Below are 20,528 nucleotides of genomic sequence, written 5' to 3' on the forward strand. Positions count from 1 at the left end.
CAGCTGCGTCGAGGGCGCACCCCTCAGCGCGGCACCACCCGGAACCGTCGCAACTGCAGAGACGGGTTCATCCGACGCACCCCCTCGAGGCGGTCGCGGGTCAGCCACGCCAGCGCCACCCCGGACGCTTCCTCACCCACCGTCGCCACCGCAACTCCCATCGGGTCGACGATCATCGACTGCCCGACGCCGACGGTCGGAGCATGGTCGGCGGCCGCCACCCACACCGTGTTCTCGAGCGCCCGGGCCGTCACCAGGGTGCGCCAATGCGCCTCCTTCAGCGGGCCTCGCACCCACTCCGCCGGCATCGCCACCACCTCGGCGCCGGCGTCGACCAACCAGCGTGTGACCTCGGGGAAGCGCAGGTCGTAGCAGGTCTGCAGTCCCACCCGGAACCCCGCCACGGTGAACACGACCGGGTCGCCGATCGGCCCCGGCTCGATCCATTCCGATTCGCGACCGCCGAAGGCGTCGTAGAGGTGCACCTTGCGGTAGCGGGCCACCACACCCGCCCCAGGCGCCACGGCGACGACCAGATTGCCGACCTTGTCAGAGCCGGGTTCGGTCGGTTCGCCGATCAGGCCGGCAACCAGGTGGGCGCCCAGGTCGTCCGCGAGTCGACCCAGGAATCGGACGAACGTGCCGTCCTCGCCCTCGGCATGGTCGCGCCACTTGGGCCCGAGGTCGCGGGTGAACCAGTTCGAGTACTCGGGGAAGACCACGAGCGAGGCGCCGCGGCCCACGGCCAGCCTGGCCAACCGCTCGATCTCCGACCGGTTCGTGGCCTCGTCGTCGGTGGGGGAGAACTGTGCGACCCCCAGACCGAGCGCGTCAGTGGGCGGTGTGGGTGTCGACACCGAGGCTCACCAGTTCCTCGCCCAGCGCGTCGTCGTTCTCGGGATGCACCGAGGCGGTCAGGTCGACCAGCACGCGGGTGCGGAAGCCCACGGCGGCAGCGTCGATCGCCGTCGCCTTCACGCAGTAGTCGTAGGCAAGCCCGCAGACATCCACCTCGGTGACGTCGTGCCGCCGCAGGAAGGCCTCCAGCGACTCGCCGTGCTCCTCTCCGCCCACCGTGCCCTCGAAGCCCGAGTAGGCGGCCGCGTGGGCCCCCTTGTCGAAGACGGCGGCAAACCCGCGCGGGTCGAGGTCGGGGTGGAACTCGGCACCGGGCGTGCCCACCACGCAGTGGGGCGGCCAGGAGTCGACGAAGTCGGGCTCGTCCGAGAAGTGCGGCCCCGGGTCGATGTGCTGGTCGCGCGTGGCCACCACCAGGTCGTAGCCGTGCTCGGAATCGAGCAGGTCGGCGATCCGGTCGGCGACGGCATCGCCGCCGGTGACCGGCAGGGCTCCCGCCTCGCAGAAGTCGGGCTGCACGTCGACGACGATGAGGGCTCGCTTGGTCATGGTCAGTCCTTCTGGTGGTGCGTCTCGGGTGGGGTGCGGTCGTACGGATTGGGGGCGGCATCGCCGTCGGCGTCGAGCATGATCGTGGGAATGGCCGGTTCGCCCTTCGAGATGCGCAGGGCCGAGCGCGGCAGTTCCGCGCGCGCCCGCGCGTGCCGCTCCCGGGCGACCGAGATGTCCTCGTGGCCGACCACCTCGCCACCGCGCACGAGCTCGACCAGCAGCGGGCGGTCGTTGCCGTCGTCGGCCGGGGTGGCATCGATGCCCACCACCTCGGCCTCCGCGTGGCCGTCGGCGCCGAGTCGGCGCAGCGCGAACTTGCGACCGCCGACGCTGCCCTTGTTGGTCGACTTCTTCGCCACCGGTTGCAGGGGGGCCGAGGGGTCGGACGAATCCGCTCTCGCCACCAGCTTGTAGACGAAGCCACAGGTCGGGTGTCCCGAGCCGGTCACCACGGAGGTGCCGACGCCGTAACCGTCGACCGGCGCACCCCGCAGGGCGGCGATCTGCCATTCGTCGAGATCGGAGGTGACGATGATGCGGGTCTTCTCGGCGCCCAGGTCGTCCAGCAGGTCACGGACCTCGCGGGCCGCGATGGCGAGGTCGCCCGAGTCGAGCCGCACGGCGCCGAGTCGTCCGCCGGTCAACTCCACCCCAGACCGGACGGCCCGTTCCACGTCGTAGGTGTCGACCAGCAGCGTCGTCTGCTCGCCGAGCGCGGCGAGCTGGGCGCGGAAGGCGTCGTCCTCGGAGTCGTGCAGCAGGGTGAAGCTGTGCGCCGCGGTGCCGGCCGTCGGCACCCCCCACAGACGCCCGGCCTCCAGGTTCGAGGTCGAGGCGAAGCCGGCGATGTGGGCCGCGCGGGCGGCGGCGACGGCGCTCCACTCGTGGGTGCGCCGCGATCCCATCTCGATCACGGGGCGCTGCTCGGCCATCGACGTCATCCGGCTGGCCGCCGAGGCGATCGCAGAGTCGTGGTTGTAGATCGACAGGAACAGGGTCTCGAGAATGCAGGCCTCGGCGAAGCTGCCCTCGACCACCAGCAGGGGCGAGCCGGGGAAGTAGATCTCGCCCTCGGGGTAGCCCCAGATGTTGCCCGCGAACCGGTAGGCCGACAGCCACTCGGCCAGCTCGTCGTTGGCCACCCCGGTGCGCACCAGCCAGTCGACCGACTCGTCGTCGAAGCGGAACTCCTCCAGGGCACGCAGGGCCCGACCGACGCCGGCCACCACGCCGTAGCGACGCCCCTCGGGCAGTCGCCGGCCGAACAGCTCGAACACCCCGTGCCGCGAGGCCGTGCCGTGCGCCAGGGCCGCCCGCACCATCGTCAGCTCGTAGTGGTCGGTGAGCAACGCTGTGGTCATGCCCGCCAGCTTATGGGGCTGCGGCCCGCTGCCCGGGCGGTCGGCCATACTGGGGGCATGTCTGTTCCCGTCACGCCGGCCGGTGGCACCGCGACCGTCGAGCAGACCAGTCCGACTGGCCAGCTCGAACCGGGGTGGGTGACGCTCGTCTGGGACGACCCGGTCAACCTGATGAGCTACGTTGCCCACGTGTTCGCCACCTACTTCAGCTACACCCGCGAGAAGTCCGAGGAACTGATGTTGCAGGTGCACAACGAGGGCAAGGCCGCGGTCAGCCACGGCACCCGCGAAGAGATGGAGCGCGACGTCGCCGCCATGCACGGATTCGGCCTGTGGGCCACCGTGGACAGGAACTGAGGTGGGCCGGTTCACGCGCAAGGGGGTGCAGACCGTGCTCGTGCTCGAAGGCGCCGAGGACGAACTGCTGCCCAATCTGGTGCAGCAGTTGCTCGACGTGCTCGAGCACGACCAACCCCACCCGACCCCCGCCGACCCCGGCTCGCACACCGAGGACGACCCGTTCGGTGCCTGGGAGGCATCGTTCTCGGAGGCCGAGTCGATCGAGGACGAGGACTTCACCGACCCCGACCCGATCACCGCGCGGCTGTTCCCGGCCGCCTACACCGATGATCCCGAGGCCGCCTACGACTTCCGCAGGTTCACCCAGGCCGACGAGCGCCGCCGCAAGATCGCTGAGTGCCGGCGGGTGCTCGACGACCTGGAGCACCTGTCGTCGTCGGGTCGGGTGCGCATTCCCGCCGACCACCAGCAGGACTGGCTGCGCACCCTCAACAACCTGCGGCTGGTGCTGTCGGTGCTGCTCGGGATCACCGACGAGATCAGCGCCGACGAGGCCGCCCAACTGCCGGACGACGACCCGCGCGCCGTCGTGCACCACTACTACGCGTGGCTCGGCTGGATGCTGGAATCGCTGCTCGAGACGATGGCCCCGTGAGGATGTCTCAATGAGCGCGCGCGCCCCCATCGGCGTCTTCGATTCCGGCTTCGGCGGGCTGACCGTCGCCCGCAGCATCGTCGACCTGCTGCCGCACGAAGACATGGTTTACCTCGGTGACACCGCCCGCGCGCCGTACGGGCCTCGTCCGATCGCCGAGGTGCGCGAGTACGCGCTGCAGTGTCTCGACCGGCTGGTCGCGCACGGCGTGAAACTGCTGGTGATCGCGTGCAACACGGCGTCGGCGGCGGTGCTGCGCGATGCCCGCGAGCGCTACGACGTGCCCATCGTCGAGGTGGTGCTGCCGGCCGCCCGCCGCGCCGCGGCCACCACCCGCAACCAGCGGGTCGGGGTGATCTGCACGCGCGCCACTGCCACCTCGCGCGCCTACGACGACGCCCTGGCCGTGGCCCCGCAGATCTCGCTCACCACCCAGGTCTGCCCGCGTTTCGTGGAGTTCGTCGAGGCCGGCATCACCGGCGGTGACGAGCTGCTGTCGGTCGCTCGCGATTACCTCGCCCCCGTGCAGGCCGCCGGAGTCGACACGCTGATCCTGGGCTGCACCCACTATCCGCTGCTGTCGGGCGTCATCAACTACGTGCTGCGCGGGTCGGTGAGCCTGGTCTCCAGCGCCACCGAGACCGCCGAGCAGGCCTATGCGGCGCTGGCGGCGGCCGACCTGCTCAGCGAGGCCGGTCGTCCGGCGCAGCGGTTGTTCCTCACCACGGGCGACGAGGAGCGGTTCTCGGGGATCGCCTCGCGGCTCACCGGCGGCTTCGTCGACGAGGTCATCCGGGTGCACATCGGCTGAGCCGAACAACCCGCAGTAGGCTGGGCGCCGATTCACGAACGACACCCAAAACTACTTCTGGAGGAACCATGTGCTCACGCGTCACCTGCGCCACCTGCGGCAAGCCGACCTGGCAGGGCTGCGGCGAACACATCGAGCAGGCCCTGGTCGGAGTGCCCGAGGCCGATCGGTGCCAGTGCCCGCGCTGAGTCAGTAGGGTGTTCGGCATGGCCGACACCCGCGTCGATGGACGCAGCGCAGACCACCTTCGACCCGTGACCATCACCCGGCGGTGGCTCGACCATGCCGAGGGTTCGGTGCTCGTGGAGTTCGGCAAGACCCGCGTGCTGGTCGCCGCCTCGGTCACCGAGGGCGTGCCCCGCTGGCGCAAGGGGACCGGGGAGGGCTGGGTCACCGCCGAGTACGCGATGCTGCCCCGTGCCACCCACGACCGCTCCGATCGCGAGTCGGTGCGCGGCAAGATCGGTGGGCGCACCCACGAGATCAGCCGCCTGATCGGACGATCCCTGCGCGCCATCGTCGACACGCGCGCCCTGGGCGAGAACACCATTCAGCTGGACTGCGACGTGCTGCAGGCCGATGGCGGCACCCGCACCGCCTCGATCACCGGCGCCTACGTGGCCTTGGCCGACGCCGTCGAGTGGCTGCGTGCCCGCGGTGCCCTCAAGGGCGAGCCGCTCAAGGATTCCGTGCAGGCGGTCAGCGTCGGCATCGTCGACGGCACCCCGATGCTCGACCTCGCCTACACCGAGGACTCCCGGGCCGACACCGACCTGAACCTGGTCGTCTCGGGCAGCGGTCGCTTCATCGAGGTGCAGGGCACCGCCGAGGGTGACCCGTTCGACCGCGACGAACTCAACGCCCTGCTCGACCTCGGGTTGAAGGGCTGCGCCGAACTCAAACACCTGCAGGAGACTGCACTCGGAAGGACTGACCAGTGAACGACGAACAGCACGGCTGGTTGGCCGACGTGGTGCGACCCGCTGGTCCCGCCCTGGTGTTGGCCACGCACAATCCGAAGAAGCTCGTCGAGATGCAGCGACTGCTCGAGGAACTGCAGGTCGAGGCGACGGTGCTCGGCCTCGCCGACCTGCCGAACAGCCGGGTGCCGCGGGAGACGGGCAAGACCTTCGAGGAGAACGCCCTGATCAAGGCGCGCGCCGCGGCGGCCGAGCACGGGTTGCCGGCCCTGGCCGACGACTCGGGTCTCGAGGTCGACGCACTCAACGGGATGCCCGGCATCCGCTCCGCTCGCTGGGCCGGCCCCGAGGCCACCGACGAGGAGAACCTCGAACTGCTGCTGCGCCAGATCGACGACGTCGACGAGGCCGATCGGGGCGCCAGGTTCGTGTCGGCGATGGCGCTGGTGGTGCCCTCGTCCGATGGTGAGCTGACCGAGCACGTGGTGCGCGGGGAGTGGCCGGGGCGGATCACCGCCGAGCCGACCGGCTCGGAGGGATTCGGCTACGACCCGATCTTCGCGCCGGCCGACGCCAAGGGCACCGCGGCCCAGCTCGACCCCGCTGACAAGGACGAACGCTCCCACCGCGGGCAGGCGCTGCGCCTGATCCTGCCGAAGGTGGTCGAGACCGTCACCGCCACGACGGGGGCCTGACCGGTGCAGCAGTACCACGACCTGGTGCGGCTCATCCTCGACCAGGGGGTGGCGAAGTCCGACCGCACCGGCACCGGAACGCTCAGCGTCTTCGGCCACCAGATGCGCTTCGACCTGCGCGCCGGCTTTCCGCTGCTGACCACCAAGAAGGTGCACACCCGCTCGGTGTTCGGTGAGTTGCTGTGGTTCCTGCGCGGTGACACCAACATCGCCTGGCTGCACGAGAACAAGATCTCCATCTGGGACGAGTGGGCCGACGCCTCGGGCGAACTGGGGCCGGTGTACGGCTACCAGTGGCGGTCGTGGCCCGACCCCGACGGTGGCCACATCGACCAGATCGCGGCCCTGATCGAGGGGTTGCGGACGAATCCCGACTCGCGCCGGCACATCGTCAGCGCGTGGAACGTGGGTCAGTTGGACGAGATGGCGCTGCCCCCGTGCCACGCCTTCATGCAGTTCTACGTGGTCGACGGCCGGCTCAGCTGCCAGCTGTACCAGCGGTCGGCCGACGTCTTTCTCGGGGTGCCGTTCAACATCGCCTCCTACGCCCTGTTGACCCATCTCATTGCTCAGGTGGCGGGGCTCGAGGTCGGCGACTTCGTCCACACTCTTGGTGATGCGCACCTGTACGTGAACCACCTCGACCAGGCCAAGCTGCAACTGACCAGGGAGTTCCGCCCCCTGCCGACGCTGCGGCTGAACCCCGAGGTCACCGAGATCGACGCCTTCACGCTGGCCGACATCGAGGTGGTCGGGTACGACCCGCATCCCGCGATACCCGCCCCGATCGCCGTCTGAGTCCGATCGCCGTCCGAGACCGTCCCCGAGGAGACCGATGCAGATCATCAGCATTGCCGCCGTTGCCGAGAACCAGGTGATCGGGAACGGACCCAAGATTCCGTGGCACCTGCCCGAGGACTGGGCCCGGTTCAAGGAGCGCACCATCGGGAACTTCCTGGTGATGGGCCGCGAGACCTTCGAGCAGATCGGGCGTCCGCTGCCCAATCGCACCACCATCGTGGTCACCCGCAACCCCGACTGGCGGCCGCCGAAGGGGCAGGGTGCCACCCGCGTGATGGTGGCCAACTCGATCGAGGAGGCCATCGAGACGGCTCGAACCGACCGCATGCACGCCCGCGACAACACCATCTTCGTCGCCGGTGGCGCGCAGATCTACGCCCAGTCGATGAACCTGGTGACCGGCCTGGACATCACCGAGGTGCACCAGTCGCCCGAGGGTGACGCGCTGTTCCCCGAGGTGACCGAGGCCGACTGGGCCGAACTGAGCCGCGACCCGCAAGAGGGCTTCGACTTCGTCCGCTACGCCCCCGTCACCCACACCGACCGCCTCGACCTGCGCCCGGCCACGATGGCCGACGTGGACGACTGGCTGGCCCTGCACTCCGACCCGGAGGCGTTCCCGTTCGCCCCCGACGGGCCGATCTCGACGATCGAGGAGGCCGAGGACGAACTGGGCGAGTACCTGGTGAGCTGGCTGAACCACGGGCTCGGCTACTGGTTGGCCCGCGAACGGGAGACCGGTGACCTGGTCGGTGCCGGTGGCATGCGCGCCATTCGGCTGCCCAACGGCGACTCGGTCTGGAAGCTCTACTACCGGCTGGTGCCGGCGAAGACCGGGAACGGTTTCACCCCCGAACTGGTGCAGGCGGCCGTCGCCCAGCTGGCGCGTATCGACGCCCAGGCGCGGGTGCGTGCGGTGATGCGCAACGAGAACGCCGAGGCGATCCGGGTGGTCGAGAGCCTGGGCCTGACCCCCCACGGGTCGACCCAGAACGAGGCCGGCCAGGAGCAGACCGTCTACCAGGGCGTCGTCGGCGACCTGGTCTGAGGTGCGCGCCACCGCCTCGGTGCTGCATCTCGACCTGGACGCGTTCTTCGCCTCGGTCGAGCAGCGCGACAAGCCGTCGCTGCGGGGCAAGCCCGTGGTGGTGGGTGGGGTCGGGGCGCGCGGGGTGGTGGCCACGGCCTCGTACGAGGCGCGCGCGTTCGGGGTGCGCTCGGCGATGGCCGGCGGCGAGGCCAGACGGCGGGCGCCGTACGCGGCCTTCCTCAGCTCCAGGTTCGCCGCCTATCAGCAGTCGAGCCGCATCGTGATGGCACTGCTGCGGGAGTACTCGCCGCGGGTCGAGGCGCTCAGTCTCGACGAGGCCTTCGTCGATCTCGCGGCCGGCGACGTCGACTGCTCGTCGGTCGAGGGGCTGCAGGTGCTGGCGGAACGGCTGCGCGCCCAGGTGGTCGAACGCACCGAGGGGCTGACCGCGTCGGTGGGCATCGGTTCGAGCAAGTTCATGGCCAAGGTGGCCAGCGAGTTGGGCAAGCCCGACGGCCTGCACGTGGTTCGTCCGGGAACCGAGGTGGCGACGATCGCGCCGCTGCCGGTGCGCGCCATTCCCGGGGTCGGGCCCGTCAGTGAGGAGAAACTGCACCGGCTGGGCATCCACACCGTCGCCGACGTGCAGCGGGCGTCGCTGACCGAACTGACGCGGGAACTGGGGGCCTCGTGGGCGGCCGGCCTGCACGGGTTCGCGTTCGCCCGCGACGACCGGCCCGTCGAGAGTGAACGGGAAACCAAGTCGATCTCGGTCGAGGACACCTTCGAGACCGATCTGGTCGACCGCGGCGAGCTCGAGACCATCCTCGACCGGGACGCCGAGGTGGTCGTCGCCAGGCTGCGCCGGCACGGCTTCTTCGCGCGCACCGTGACCATCAAGGTGCGCTTCGCCGACTTCACCACCCACACCCGGTCTCGCTCGTTCATCGGAGGCACCGATTCCGTCGAGCGGGTGGCGCGCGCCGGCCGCGACCTGCTCGCAGGGCTCGATCTGCGCGAGGGGGTGCGGCTGCTCGGCATCGGGGTCTCGGGCTTCGTGGGCGCCGCCCAGGAAGAGTTGTTCGAGGTCGAGTCGGACGATTCCGGGGTGGTGACGAGCTCGGTCACGGGGTCTGCAGCTGATGGGTCTGGTGGCGACGGGCAGGCCGACGAGCGCTCTGTCGACCAGCACAGGGGTGGGCCGTTCGGACGACGGCGCGACCGCGGTTTCATGCCCGGGGTCGAGGTCGAGCACGACGAACTCGGACGAGGCTGGGTCTGGGGGACAGGTCTGGGGCGGGTGACCGTCAGGTTCGAGACCCGCCTGACCCCCCACGGCCCGGTGCGCAGTTTCCTCGACGACGACCCGCAGCTGACCCGCGCCGTTGACCTGCTGCCGATGGCCTGGGAGCCGCCCGAACCTGCGGACGAGTCCCCAGCACCCCCGGCTGAGTAGGGTGAACGCCATGGCCGGCTCCCTCGACCCCCCCGACTCCCTCGACCCCGTGCTCGATGCCCTGACCGCTCACCTGGGTGACCGCGAGGCCACCCGGCTGCGGGACAGGCTGGACACCTTCTCGAACCTGCCCAACACCATTCGCGGCGTGGCGAAGTGGCCGAGCGACCCCGCCCTCGAACGAGTCGCCCTGGCGGTGATCGACGAGCTGCGCCAGCACGAGTCCATGATGGAGTGGCCCGGTCAGGATCTGTGGGGCCTGCTCAGCGTGGCGGCCCGGGCCGACGACACCGTGCTCGACCGTGCGCTGGTGGAGCCCCGCGAGTCCGACCTCACCAAGCTGGCGAGCATCCGCCGGGCGACCACCAAGCACCACCGCGAGCTGGCCGCACCGCAGCCCGTCGAGTCAGACGCGGGGGACCTGCCCGCCAAGGTCTCCGAGGTGAAGCGGTGGCTCGTGGCGCACCCCGATGCCCGCGCCGAACAGTTCGCGGCGCGCCCCCGTCAGAAGGCCGCCGAGCGTCTGGCCGCCGTCCGTGCCCTCGGTGAGATCGGCGGAGCCGGCGCCCTCGAGGTGCTGCGTGGCTACGCCAGCGACCGGCACTCCGACGCCATGCTGGCCGAACTCCACCGGGCCTGGTCGTCGTTCGACCGCCGCCAGTTCGCGGCGGCCGTGTTTCGTCCGAACCCCCACACCCTTGGTCTGGGAATCTGCGCCACCGTCGCCGGGATCGAGGCCGTCGAGGGGTTGGGTTCGCTCGACGTCGGCCTGACCAGGGAGGCCAGCCTCGCCGAGGTCGCTGCCTGCACGTCGCTGACCGACCTGCGCGTGCGGGCCGTCGACCTGCCGGGATTCACGTCGGTCGAGCCGCTGCTGTCGCTGTCGAACCTGGTGAGCCTCGAGCTCACGGGGGTGACCCGTCAGGCCGACCTGAGCGTGCTCGCCGGGTTGCCCGTCGAGCGGCTGCGCATCGATCTCGACGGCCACGACGGCACGTTCCTGCTCGACCTACCGCGGCTGACCCGGATCGTCATCTCGGGCGGGTCGGTGCCGGACGACTCCCGCGGGGTGATCGACGACATCGAACCGAGGCCCGCCCATGCGGGGTTGGCGGGGGTCTGCCTCGCGCTGGCCAAGCGGGGAGTGCAGGTCGTGACCTACGCGTATCAGCGCTCCTGGGTGGGCCCGCTGCTCGATGAGGCCCACGGCGATCCGCAGGTCACGGTGGTCGAGCAGGCGGGGTTCGTGGCCCTCACCAACGATCCGAACCAGGCCGCCGCACTGAGCACCCGGTTGCGGTCGAACCTGCTGCCCTAGGCTGGCGTCATGCGTGATCTCGTCCTCGTGGCCAATGCCGGCGACGGCACCGTCTCCAGCTTCCGCTTCACCGGGGGAACCCTCGAACCGCTGACCGCCAGCCCCGTCGGGCAGGGCTGCGGCACCTTCGTGGTGGACGAGGCGCGAGACCTGGTCTACGCCGCCAGCAAGTCTCCCTCGATCGACACCTTCCGGCTCGATCGTGGCACCGGCACTCTGACCCGGCAGACGGTCGGAGACGAGGCGGTCTCGACCCCCGTCGAGGCGTCCATGGCCTACGTCGACCTCGCCCACGACGGCTCCGTGCTGGTCGCCGCCTCGTACGGCGGTGACGTCGCGCAGACCTGGACCGTCGACGAGTCCGGGGTGCTCACCGGCCCCGTCGCCCAGGTGGAGTGGCACCGGGCCCACTGTGTCGTCGTCCGGGGCGACCGGCTGTACGTGGTCTCGCTGGGTGCCGATCTCGTGGCCCAGTACGAGCTCTCACCTGCGGGGGAGCTCACCCCGCTCGATCCGCCGACGGCGGCGGCCCCGGCCGGCTCGGGCCCGCGGCACCTGGTGTTCGCCGCCGATGGACGCCACGCCTTCGTGGTCACCGAGTTCTCGGGCGAGGTGCTGACCTTCGACGTGGACGAGTCCACGGGTGCGCTCACCCCGAGCTCGGCGCGGGCGTTCTTCCCGCCCGACGCCGGGCTCTCGCACAGCCGACTCGGGGCACCGCCGCTCGAAGAACACCTCATCTGGGGAGCCGACGTGCACCAGGCCGGTGGTCACGTGCTGGCCACCGAGCGAACCACCTCGACGCTGGCCAGCCTGCCGCTCGCCGACGACGGGTCGCTCGGTGAACCCGTCGCCAGGCTGTCGACCCCGACGCAGCCGCGTGGGTTCTGGGTGCTGGACGATGCCCGTCACGCCGTGGTCGCCGGCGAACGTGCCACCGAGGTGGCGCTCGTTGAGATCGCGGACGACGGCTCGCTGGTCGAGCTCGGCCGGTTCGAGACCGGCGCCGGCGCCAACTGGGTGCGCGCGGTCTGACGCGGCCTCACAGGTCGCGGGCGAACAGGGCGTAGTGGTTGCAGGCCGTGATCAGCGACTTGGCGTAGATCGCCGTCGGGTTGTGTTCCGCGCTCAACGACCCCACCAGCCCCGCCCCACGGGCCAGGGTCTCCTGGGCGAGCTCCATGATCAGCGCCGCCCCGAGCCCGGGAACGGTGACGCCGGTCCAGGCCGACACATACCGCTCGGCCCGCAGCCGTCGGGGGGCGAATCGTCCGCGCAGCGCGCGCCCCAGCCGCAGCGCCGTCGGCCCCGACGAGGGGTGCAGCCCCAGCCCATGGTCGGGCAGCGCCACCTCGAAACCCTCGGTGACCCCGTCGCGTACCGCGAACCACACCATGCTCGGGTCGGCCACCAGCCTCAACCCATCGAAGGCCACCCCAAATCCGCGCCGTGACAACGGACGATACCCGGGCATGTCGGCGTAGAGCCGGTGGAAGAGATCGTGCAGCCGATCGAGCGTGAGCTCCCACTCGCCGGGCCTGGGGTGCACGAACTGCCAGTCGGCGAACCGCTCCCGGCGGGCCCGCAGGCGGGGCAACAGCCGGTCGAGATCGGCCGCCGGCACAGGGTCGTGGAAGGTGCTGGTCCAGCGCCCGCACTCCGACATTCCGGCCGCCTCGAACCAGGCGGCGTGATCGGGCGGGTTGAGCGGTTCCAGGAAGTAGGGGTCGCGCTCGAAGCCCGAGACCTTGAGGCGGTAGCGATTCCAGAACGACCCGTCGATGGGGCCGACCAGCCGGCTGCGGCCGCTGTCGGCCGCCACCGTGGCCGCCCAGTCGAACAGCCGCAGGGCGACCGACTCGTCCGTGGCCTGCAGGAAGCCGACGTGCGCCTCGTCGGCGTGCTCCGGCGACGTCGTGGGGTGGGTCAGGGTGACCGCGATCCGGCCCACCGGACGGTCGCCGTGGCGGGCGATCACCCCCACCGTGGTGGCGCCCTCGCTGAGCGCGTGGCGCCCCAGCAGCAGCCCCCGTTCGACGTCGAGGTCGTTGCTCCACGTGCCCGGACGATTCAGCGCCGGCACCAGCGCGCAGAACTCGTCCACGTTCGCGAAGGTGACCGCGTGCAGGCTGATCATGACTCCACCCTACGGACGATTCCGCGGCTGCCGTCGACCTCGACCGGGCTGCCTTCGGCCAGCAGGCGGGTGGCGTCGGTGACCCCGACCACGACCGGCACCCCGAGCTCGCGGGCGACGATGGCGGTGTGCGACAGCGCCGACCCCCGCTCGGCCACGACGGCCGCGCACCGAGGCAGCACGTAGATCCAGCCCGGGTCGGTGGTGGCGGTGACCAGCACCGCACCGTCGACGTCGGCGTCGAGCAGGTCGGCCGGGTCGTGCACCACCCGGACGACACCGCGACCGGAGCCCGACGAGACACCGCTGCCGCGCAGTTCGCCGGCGAGGGTGGCCTCCCCGGACGGCCGCGGAGCGCCCTGATCCACCAGTCGGTGCAGGTCCACCGGCCGGTGCAGGTCGAACGGTTCGCCGACGAAGGTCAGCCTGCGCAGGTCGGGCAGGCCCGCGAAGTCGTGCTGGTCGTGTTTGCGCGAGGCGACCCGAGCGGCTGCGTCGGCGGGAGGATCGAACAACTCGTCGATCGTCAGCCAGAACACGTCGTCAGGTGCCTCCACCGCTCCCGACTCGGCCAGCAGCACCCCCGCCCTCAGGGCGATGTCGCGCACCAGGCCGTGCACCCGGGCCCGGTCGAGCCGTGACGACTCCCGCAACCGGATGGCCTCGTCCGCCTTGGCCTGCAGCCAACCCCCGCTCCCGCGGGGGCGAGGCGGCCTCACCCGCCCCTGCCCGAACGCCGTCAGGGCCTGCACCACCAACCACGAATCGGTGCGAGGGGTGCGCGACTCGAGCTTGAGTTCGGCCAGTCCGCGGTCGCCGAACTCGTCGACCACGGCCCGCACCCGGTCGCGGAAGTCATCGCTCCCGGCCAGCCACTCGGCCGCCTGCTCCCGCGTGGTGATCCACGACAGGTCGGGCGCCGACCGGGCCAGGTCCGACCAGGCCAGCGCCGGCCGTAGGCTCTCGACCTCGGCGACCGCGCCGCCGCCGTTCGTGCCCGCGCCGGAAGGCAGCACGAACGCGCGCACGTCGTTCAACAACGTCAGGTCCCAGTGCGAGACCAGGTCGTCGACGAGTCGGTCGAAGATCGACCGCAGGTCGGCGAGGTTGGTGGCCCGGGCGATCAGCGGACGAGCCCACGCGCTCGTCTCCCGCACCCGACGGGAGAGGTCGGTGAGCTCCCGAGGCGTCCGGTGCAGGGAGCGCACGAGGTTGACCACCACCCGCGCACGTTGGCGGGCGGTCACCCGTACTGCCGGACGATTGCCACCCTCGGGCACTCCCAGCGAGCGTCGCCAGATGGCGGTGTAGCGGTCGGCGAACGGCATCAGCGCCATCACGCTGTACCAGTTCTCGAGCCGGTACCACAGGCGCCCCGTGTTGGCGACGGCCATGCCCGCCAGCACGGGAGCGAACTCCTCGACGAGGGCCGGGTCGTCGGCCAGTCGTTCGGCCAGCCGGGTGAAGACCAACCGGTAGGTGAGCGGCACGAAGCTGGCCGTGAGCGGAAGGACCAGCCCCGGGTAGTTCTCGACGATGTTCGAGGTGTCGAGGGTGATCGTCTGGCCGGCGGGCAGCGTGGTGATGCGTCGGCACTGCAGCAGCCACAGCTGGCCGTCGGCCCACGCCCATTCGAGGTCGACGGGGTGCCCGGCGGCCCGTTCGACTCGTCCGGCGGCCGCCACCAGTTGCCGGACGAGGTCGTCCGGCACGTCGGGCCCTCCCACTTCCCTGTGTCGCCAGGCGCGTCCGTCGGCGGTCGACGTGGTCACCGTCGTGGTCGGACGGTCCCCGGCCACGACCGCCCCGGGCCCCTCACCGGCGCTGACCACCACCAGGTCGAGCACGCCGGCGGGATCGGCGGAGAACACCACCCCCGACAGGTCGGCGTCGACCATCCGCTGCACCACGACCGTCATCGACGCCGTCGCCCCGCTCGCCCGGACGCGCTCGACGGCGTCGGCCACCCGGTCGGTGGGCACGTCGAGTTCGGTGAGGTAGTGCCCGGCCTTCGTCGCCAGCCCGTCCTCGTCGTCGGCGGACGAGCGCACGGCCCATCGTCCGCCCTCGCCCACCGCGGGAAGCTCGGGCACCGGCTCACCGGGGGCGATCTCGACCCAGTCGGGCACCGGTTCGCCGGCGGCCCGCAGCAACCGCAGTCCCGCGGCCTTCCCGCCCATCAGAAGCGGCCCCATCAGAAACGACCGAGGAAGAGGTTGACCGCGACAGCCAGCACCATCAGTCCCTCGACCCCGTAGGTGTAGCGGTCGACCTTGGGGCCGAATGCGAACCGGCCGGGGTCGCGCAGCCAGCGGATGATCGTCCACGTGATCCACGCCAGGTTCAGTACCAGCGGGATCATCGCCAACCGCGAGACGGCGAAGACCAGCGTCAGGTTGGTGAGCACGTCGACCCAGATGATGGCCAGCACGAACCAGGCGGCCTTCCGGTGACCCCACAGCGACGAGTAGGTGACGTAAGCGGTCTCCTCCTGCGGGGCGCGAATCTTGCGAGCGATCTCCCAGATCAGGCTGGGGAAGTACATCGTCCACGCCAGCAGCACCGTGGTCAGGGTGAACGGCTGCAGTCCGTACTTGATGACGCCGAACGAGATCACGTAGATGTTCATGATCATCATCACCGGGTTGTGGGTGACCAGGGCCAGGAACAGATTGGGTTGGATCCTGGCCCGCGCGAAGAACCACAGCGACATGGCCGCCCCGTAGGCGTAGAGCACGGCGAAGAAGGCGAGATTGTTCATCACGGCGACGTTGGCGGCCACCACCACGACGACGTTGATCACTTGCAGAATGCGCAGGTCGGACAGGCGCACCCGACCCGACGGCACCGCCCGGTGGGGGAACAGCCGGCGGTCGACCTCGGTGTCCTTCAAGTCGTCGGCGATGCGCAACATCAGCAGGAACCCGAAGACCGTGACGGTGCCGACGACCTCCTGCCAGCCCAGCTCGAAGTTGCGCACGTCGTAGTTGAGCAGCAGCACGAAATAGATCTCGAAGAACACAATCGCCGAGATCAACAGCCGCGACGCCGGTGGGTACATCTCGGCCAGGTAGTCGGCGATCCGGCCGAACCACGTGGGTCGGGCCGCGACGTCGGGCAGGTCAGGCATGGGCACGTCCGATCGGTTCGTGGGCGAGCACACGGGTCTCGACCGGGCTGTCGACCAGGTCGGCATCAAGGCTGATCCGCCCGGGCTCCAGCAGCAGCACCAGGGTCGACCCGCCGAGTTCGAACCGCCCGGCCTCCTCACCACGGACGGCCCGTGGGCCCGTGGCCAGGTCGATGCGCCCGACCAGCAGGGCGCCGACCGCCACGAGGCAGACCCGCCCGAAGACCGGAGAGTCGACCAGCACCCAGCGGCGCGAGTTGGTGACCAGGAAGGGAGCCGTGCCCAGCGGGCCGACCGTGTGCAGCAGCCGGCGCGTGGTCGCGGCGCGCACGACGCGCCCCGAGACCGGGTGCGAGAAGCGGTGGGCGTCGTCCACCGTCAACCGCACCACGACCGCGGTGCCGTCCTCGAACTGGGCCGCCACCTCGGCGTCGCCGAGCAGTTCGGTGACGGTGAGCTCGTGGCTCTTCACGCGCAGCCGGTGCCCGTCGAGGGCCGCCACCCGCAGTTTCCCGTCGGCGGGGCTGAGCAGCAGGCGCTCGTCCGCAGGCACGGGGCGGGCGCCGGGGGCGAACCGGCGCACGAAGAACTCGGCGAAGCTGCGCCAGCCGTCCGCGGGGGGCTCGAAGTCTGTGAGGTCAATGCCGAACGACCGGACGAAACCGTCGATGCCCCGGCGCGAACCGGGCAGGCGGCGGGGGATCGCGGCCAGTTCCGAGAACCAGGGGTGGGTGACCAGCGGCAGCAGCCCCCGCAGGCGGCCGTGCAGCAGGCGCAGCCCGGCGTCGGCGAACTGCCGCTCGGGCAGCAGACGGCCGGTGCGGCGATCGCGCACCAGCGTGGGGGTCGCCTCGTCGGTCACGAGGCCACGGCCCAGGCCACGATCACGGCCACCGCCAGCACCCCGAAGACCGCGTAGGCGGCCCCGCGCGGTTTGGTGACGGGCACGTCGATCACGAACAACAGCCCGAGCACCGCCAGCAGCCCCGCCCACCCCCAGCCGAGAGCCGCGGGCGCGAACCGGGCCAGCGGCCACGCCAGCACGGGCAGCACGAGGGCGGCGTAGGTCACCGGCAGACCGCGGTAGTGACTGACGGGCGTCGAGATCGTGGGGGGTTCGTCGCCGTCCGCATCCTGGGAGACCGTGAACGCCGCCAACCTGGTCACGCCGGCGGCCACGTAGAGCGCCCCCACGACGGCGGCCACCCACGGGCCGGTGACGGTGGCCGCGATGGCCACCGGCAGCGCCAGGAACGACACCACGTCGACCAGCGAGTCCAACTGCACCCCGTGCGCACGCTGGGCGGGCGAACGGGTCGTCGAGCGAGCGATCGGGCCGTCCGCGAGATCGCACAACCCGGCGATGACCAGCGCGATCACCGCTCCCGACAGGTGCCCGCCCACGGCCAGCACCATGCCCACCACGGCGACGGCACCGCCGGCCAGGGTGAGCCAGGTGGAGCAGTGCAGGCTGCCCACGAAGCCGATGCCGCTCACGATGCCTCCTCGATCAGGCTGACCCGGCCCGAGGTGCCGTCGACGGTGATGGTGTCACCGTCGCTGATCAACGCGGTGGCGTCGTGCAGCGCGACCACGCAGGGAATGCCGTACTCCCGGCTGACGATCGAGGCGTGGCAGAGCAGCCCGCCGTACTCGGTGACGACCGCCTGCACGAGGGCGAACTTCGACGTCCAGCCGGTGTCGGTGAACCGGGTGACGAGAATGTCGCCGGGGCGAATGCGGTCGATCTCGTCGAGACCGCCGACGACGCGGGCCGTGCCCGTGACCCGTCCGGGGGAGGCGCCGAGCCCGACGAGCGCACCCTCGGGGTCGGTCTCGGTGGTGGCGGTGGAGTCGAAGGATCGCCCGATCTCGTTGGGCGGGGTGAAGTGCGCGAACGAGTCGAAGTAGGTGCGCTGCCGGACCACCTCGGCGGCCACCTCGGCGCGGGTCAGCCGCCCGGCCAGCAGTTCGCGCAGCCAGCCGATCTCGAGGAACCAGATGTCGTCGGCGCGCCTCAGCCAACCTTCGGTGACCAGGTGGGGAGCCAGCGCCATGGTCGCGCGCCTGATCAGGTGGTAGTAGCGGGTCGACCGGTCGCGGGCCTCCTCGCGCCACCACAGCATGTCGCGGGTGCTGCTCACCCGCTCGCGGAATGCGGCGACCCGACGCCCCGACCCCGGACGAGCCGCCAGCCGCCGCTCGCCCTCGGCCAGGGTGGCGCGGTAGGTCTGGCGCAGGCGCTCCCGGCCGTGCTGGGGGGCGTGCTCGTCGTCGAGCTCGAGCAGGTCGAGCACGAGCTGCACCACCGACTCGGTGTCCTCGTCGAAGTCGGGGTGGGTGATGTCGAGTTCTCGCACGGCGTGGTGGGCGTGGTCGCCCTGCAGCCGGGCCACCTCGGGCGGCAGCTCGGCGGCGATGCGGGCCCGGCCGCCGGGTTCGCGCGCCAGCGACCGCCACCAGGCGAGTCTGGCGTCGTCCGCCCTGATCTCGCGGCTGACCTGCCACGCGTCGAGGAACGGGCGCAGGTGCGAGACCACCGGCAGGCCCGAGATGAGGCGGTAGAAGCCCTCCTCGCCGACGACCTTGGTGAGGGCGTCCTTGGCGAGTTGCTGGTGGATGGTGTTGATGAAGATCTGCCAGAAGTAGGTGCCCTCGCTGCGGTGGTAGTCGGTGAAGACCAGCTCGAGCCACAGGTCGGCGAGCTCGTCGCGGGTGAGCGGCCCGTCGAGGCGGCGCGCGTGGGCCTCGGCGCTGCGCAGCAGGTCGTCGTGGTTGGCCTGCACGCTGGCGCGATGCTCGGCGACGATGCGCCGCTGGCGCCAGGCGGCGCGGGCGACCCGGGCCAGGGCGGCCGGGGTGTAGCCGGTGGTGGTGCCGTCTCCGTCGTAGGTGATGCGCACCCCGAGCTCGGTGTCGAACTGGCGTTCGGTGTAGCCGGGGGCGGTTTCCATGGCCTTCTTGACCACCGAGAGGTTCCAGTACGGGCGGCCCAGGAACATGCGCCCCAAGCGCCGCGGTGGAGCGAGTTCGCGCGGGCTGATCAGCGCGGAGTCAAGCAGGAACGTGCTCAGCCAGTCCTCCCAGATCATGCGGTAGAGGCTCCACATCATGGGGGAGCACGGCCCCGAGGAGACCCCGCCGTCCTTGAAGTCGGCGTTCGTCCACTGGTCGACGATCTCGGCATGGTGCAGCGTCGTGATCGGACGTGCCTGCAGCAGGTGCAGCTGGCCGTCGGCGAAGGCGAACTCGAGGTCGCAGGGGTGCCCGTGGTGGGTCTGCACGTCGAGGGCCAACCGGACGAGCGCGCGTTCCTCGGCGGGGCTGAGCAGCGACGAGCGCTCGTGGGTCTGGCTCCACCACCAGTCGTGGACGAACCGTTCGGCGCGCACCTGCCCGTCCACCAGCTTGTCGCCCAGACCCGCCACCAGTTCGGCGACGATGCGGGTGTCGTGGCCGTTGAGCGGGTCGATGGTGAACGCGACACCCGCGACATCGGCGTCGACCAGGCTCTGCACCAGCACGGCGAAGCCGCCATCGGCCGGCAGGCCGTGGTCGTCGAGGTAGGCCAGGGCGGCCGGCGAGGTGGACGAGGCCCGCACCCGCGCGAGGGCGGCCGGCAGGTCGTCCGGGGTGACGCCCAGCTCGGTCTCGTACTGCCCGGCGAACGACAACCCCTCGAGATCTTCGTTCACGGCGGACGAGCGCACCGCCAGCCGGTCGCCGAGGCGGCGGCCCAGGCGGCGCAACTCGTCGGGATCGGGGTGGGCATCGACGGGAACCACGAACCCGTCGGGCACCGAGAATCCGGCGGTGCGGAGGTCGGCGAGGGTGGCGGCCTTGCGGCCGAGCACGGCGGGATCGGGGTGGGGATCGTCCAACCAGACGACGGAGGAGGTCACAGCGGGTGCTTCCGGAGCTTGACGGCATACAGGACGAGGTTGAGCAGCAGGTGCGTCACCCCGCCCACCACGATGATGCCGACAAAGAGGGCCACCGAGACCGGCGCGAGCAGGGCGAGCACGATCGCGCAGCCCACCACGGAGTCGATCTGGTCGAGCACCACGAACAGCCACGAGTGCCGTGTGTCGGCAGTGTGGCCGGGACGAATGTCGAGCCGCCGCTTGAGGAACGAGTTCGGCAACTCGAACAGGCCGTAGGCCAGGCCCAGGAGTCCACCGGTGAGGGCCGTCCAGCCGGCCGTGGGAGCGTGGTCGAGCAGGAACAGGTTGTGTCGGCCGATGGCGTTGGCGGGTCCGGGGCCGAGGTGGCCGATCCAGCCCCACAACAGGCCGGCGAGGATGCCGAGCACGGTGACCCCGATCAGACCGTTCCAGGTCTTGTTGTCACCGAACAGGCGGCGGCCGTCGGGCAGGGTGGCGCCACCGTCGATGGGGCCCAGCCGGCGCAGCCACGGATTGCGCACCCAGACCATGTTGACCACGGCCGCGAGGATCGCGGGGGTCAGGGAGGCGTAGATCTGGGCCAGCGCGGTGAGCATGGG

At 71.0% G+C, this 20,528-nt stretch carries 20 protein-coding genes and 1 pseudogene; 11 read left to right on the forward strand and 10 right to left on the reverse strand.

What is annotated here, in order from left to right; all coding sequences use genetic code 11:
• Positions 1 to 23: 23 nt before the first annotated feature.
• From ACSDQ9_RS12945 to ACSDQ9_RS12955, 3 genes are read right to left on the reverse strand one after another with little or no spacing between them, the layout of a single operon-like run.
• Positions 24 to 857 carry a carbon-nitrogen hydrolase family protein gene (locus tag ACSDQ9_RS12945; protein WP_435147667.1) on the reverse strand — a complete coding sequence of 278 codons (834 nt, stop codon included), beginning with the start codon at positions 855 to 857 and terminating at the stop codon, positions 24 to 26.
• Positions 832 to 1,413: an isochorismatase family protein gene (locus ACSDQ9_RS12950; protein WP_435147878.1), complete on the reverse strand. Its 582-nt coding sequence runs from the start codon at positions 1,411 to 1,413 to the stop codon at positions 832 to 834. The genes ACSDQ9_RS12945 and ACSDQ9_RS12950 overlap by 26 nt, the downstream gene beginning before the upstream one ends.
• A complete protein-coding gene (locus ACSDQ9_RS12955) occupies positions 1,410 to 2,771 on the reverse strand; it encodes a nicotinate phosphoribosyltransferase (RefSeq protein WP_435147669.1) in 1,362 nt (453 codons plus the stop codon). Before ACSDQ9_RS12955 ends, ACSDQ9_RS12950 begins: the two co-directional genes overlap by 4 nt.
• A 57-nt stretch (positions 2,772 to 2,828) precedes the next feature.
• On the opposite strand from ACSDQ9_RS12955, the gene clpS reads away from it, so the two are divergent.
• From clpS to ACSDQ9_RS13010, 11 genes and pseudogenes are all read left to right on the forward strand, one after another.
• On the forward strand, positions 2,829 to 3,128 hold the full coding sequence (gene clpS / locus ACSDQ9_RS12960; RefSeq protein ID WP_435147671.1) for an ATP-dependent Clp protease adapter ClpS: 300 nt from the start codon (positions 2,829 to 2,831) through the stop codon (positions 3,126 to 3,128).
• 1 nt (position 3,129) lies between these two features.
• Positions 3,130 to 3,726 (forward strand): DUF2017 domain-containing protein, encoded by a 597-nt coding sequence (locus tag ACSDQ9_RS12965; RefSeq protein WP_435147673.1) that lies wholly within the window; start codon positions 3,130 to 3,132, stop codon positions 3,724 to 3,726.
• A 10-nt stretch (positions 3,727 to 3,736) separates the two neighbouring features.
• Complete coding sequence (murI, locus tag ACSDQ9_RS12970) at positions 3,737 to 4,537, forward strand: glutamate racemase (RefSeq protein ID WP_435147675.1); 801 nt, start codon at positions 3,737 to 3,739, stop codon at positions 4,535 to 4,537.
• Positions 4,538 to 4,743: 206 nt separating this feature from the next.
• Positions 4,744 to 5,478: a ribonuclease PH gene (rph, locus tag ACSDQ9_RS12975; RefSeq protein ID WP_435147677.1), complete on the forward strand. Its 735-nt coding sequence runs from the start codon at positions 4,744 to 4,746 to the stop codon at positions 5,476 to 5,478.
• A gap of 56 nt (positions 5,479 to 5,534) precedes the next feature.
• Positions 5,535 to 6,152: an RdgB/HAM1 family non-canonical purine NTP pyrophosphatase gene (gene rdgB / locus ACSDQ9_RS12980; RefSeq protein ID WP_435147880.1), complete on the forward strand. Its 618-nt coding sequence runs from the start codon at positions 5,535 to 5,537 to the stop codon at positions 6,150 to 6,152.
• A 3-nt stretch (positions 6,153 to 6,155) separates the two neighbouring features.
• Positions 6,156 to 6,950 carry a thymidylate synthase gene (locus ACSDQ9_RS12985; RefSeq protein WP_435147679.1) on the forward strand — a complete coding sequence of 265 codons (795 nt, stop codon included), beginning with the start codon at positions 6,156 to 6,158 and terminating at the stop codon, positions 6,948 to 6,950.
• 37 nt (positions 6,951 to 6,987) lie between these two features.
• Positions 6,988 to 7,476, forward strand: a pseudogene (locus ACSDQ9_RS12990) (dihydrofolate reductase); the annotation flags it as partial.
• 30 nt (positions 7,477 to 7,506) lie between these two features.
• Positions 7,507 to 8,001, forward strand: a complete 495-nt coding sequence (locus ACSDQ9_RS12995; protein ID WP_435147882.1) for a GNAT family N-acetyltransferase — start codon at positions 7,507 to 7,509, stop codon at positions 7,999 to 8,001.
• Between the two features lies 1 nt (position 8,002).
• Entirely contained in the window at positions 8,003 to 9,439 is a 1,437-nt protein-coding gene (locus tag ACSDQ9_RS13000) for a DNA polymerase IV (protein ID WP_435147681.1), read from the forward strand.
• A gap of 10 nt (positions 9,440 to 9,449) precedes the next feature.
• Positions 9,450 to 10,757, forward strand: coding sequence for a hypothetical protein (locus tag ACSDQ9_RS13005; RefSeq protein ID WP_435147683.1), 1,308 nt, complete (start codon positions 9,450 to 9,452; stop codon positions 10,755 to 10,757).
• Between the two features lie 9 nt (positions 10,758 to 10,766).
• The gene (locus ACSDQ9_RS13010) at positions 10,767 to 11,792 is read left to right on the forward strand and encodes a lactonase family protein (RefSeq protein WP_435147685.1); all 1,026 of its coding nucleotides are present in this window, start codon (positions 10,767 to 10,769) and stop codon (positions 11,790 to 11,792) included.
• Between the two features lie 7 nt (positions 11,793 to 11,799).
• Here ACSDQ9_RS13010 and ACSDQ9_RS13015 read toward each other — a convergent pair whose 3' ends face one another.
• The 7 genes from ACSDQ9_RS13015 to ACSDQ9_RS13045 are packed head-to-tail and all read right to left on the reverse strand — an operon-like array spanning position 11,800 to position 20,525.
• Complete coding sequence (locus ACSDQ9_RS13015; protein WP_435147687.1) at positions 11,800 to 12,894, reverse strand: hypothetical protein; 1,095 nt, start codon at positions 12,892 to 12,894, stop codon at positions 11,800 to 11,802.
• Positions 12,891 to 15,089 carry a PEP-utilizing enzyme gene (locus ACSDQ9_RS13020; RefSeq protein ID WP_435147689.1) on the reverse strand — a complete coding sequence of 733 codons (2,199 nt, stop codon included), beginning with the start codon at positions 15,087 to 15,089 and terminating at the stop codon, positions 12,891 to 12,893. Before ACSDQ9_RS13020 ends, ACSDQ9_RS13015 begins: the two co-directional genes overlap by 4 nt.
• On the reverse strand, positions 15,089 to 16,024 hold the full coding sequence (locus ACSDQ9_RS13025; RefSeq protein ID WP_435147691.1) for a UbiA prenyltransferase family protein: 936 nt from the start codon (positions 16,022 to 16,024) through the stop codon (positions 15,089 to 15,091). Before ACSDQ9_RS13025 ends, ACSDQ9_RS13020 begins: the two co-directional genes overlap by 1 nt.
• Positions 16,017 to 16,886: a phosphatidylserine decarboxylase gene (locus ACSDQ9_RS13030; protein ID WP_435147692.1), complete on the reverse strand. Its 870-nt coding sequence runs from the start codon at positions 16,884 to 16,886 to the stop codon at positions 16,017 to 16,019. Before ACSDQ9_RS13030 ends, ACSDQ9_RS13025 begins: the two co-directional genes overlap by 8 nt.
• A complete protein-coding gene (locus ACSDQ9_RS13035) occupies positions 16,883 to 17,521 on the reverse strand; it encodes a CDP-alcohol phosphatidyltransferase family protein (RefSeq protein WP_435147694.1) in 639 nt (212 codons plus the stop codon). The genes ACSDQ9_RS13030 and ACSDQ9_RS13035 overlap by 4 nt, the downstream gene beginning before the upstream one ends.
• Positions 17,518 to 19,926, reverse strand: coding sequence for a PEP/pyruvate-binding domain-containing protein (locus tag ACSDQ9_RS13040; protein WP_435147696.1), 2,409 nt, complete (start codon positions 19,924 to 19,926; stop codon positions 17,518 to 17,520). Before ACSDQ9_RS13040 ends, ACSDQ9_RS13035 begins: the two co-directional genes overlap by 4 nt.
• Positions 19,923 to 20,525 carry a CDP-archaeol synthase gene (locus ACSDQ9_RS13045; RefSeq protein ID WP_435147698.1) on the reverse strand — a complete coding sequence of 201 codons (603 nt, stop codon included), beginning with the start codon at positions 20,523 to 20,525 and terminating at the stop codon, positions 19,923 to 19,925. The genes ACSDQ9_RS13040 and ACSDQ9_RS13045 overlap by 4 nt, the downstream gene beginning before the upstream one ends.
• Between the last annotated feature and the right edge of the window lie 3 nt (positions 20,526 to 20,528).

The organism is Aestuariimicrobium soli, assembly GCF_051192575.1.
In the GTDB taxonomy this organism is placed as follows: domain Bacteria; phylum Actinomycetota; class Actinomycetes; order Propionibacteriales; family Propionibacteriaceae; genus Aestuariimicrobium; species Aestuariimicrobium soli.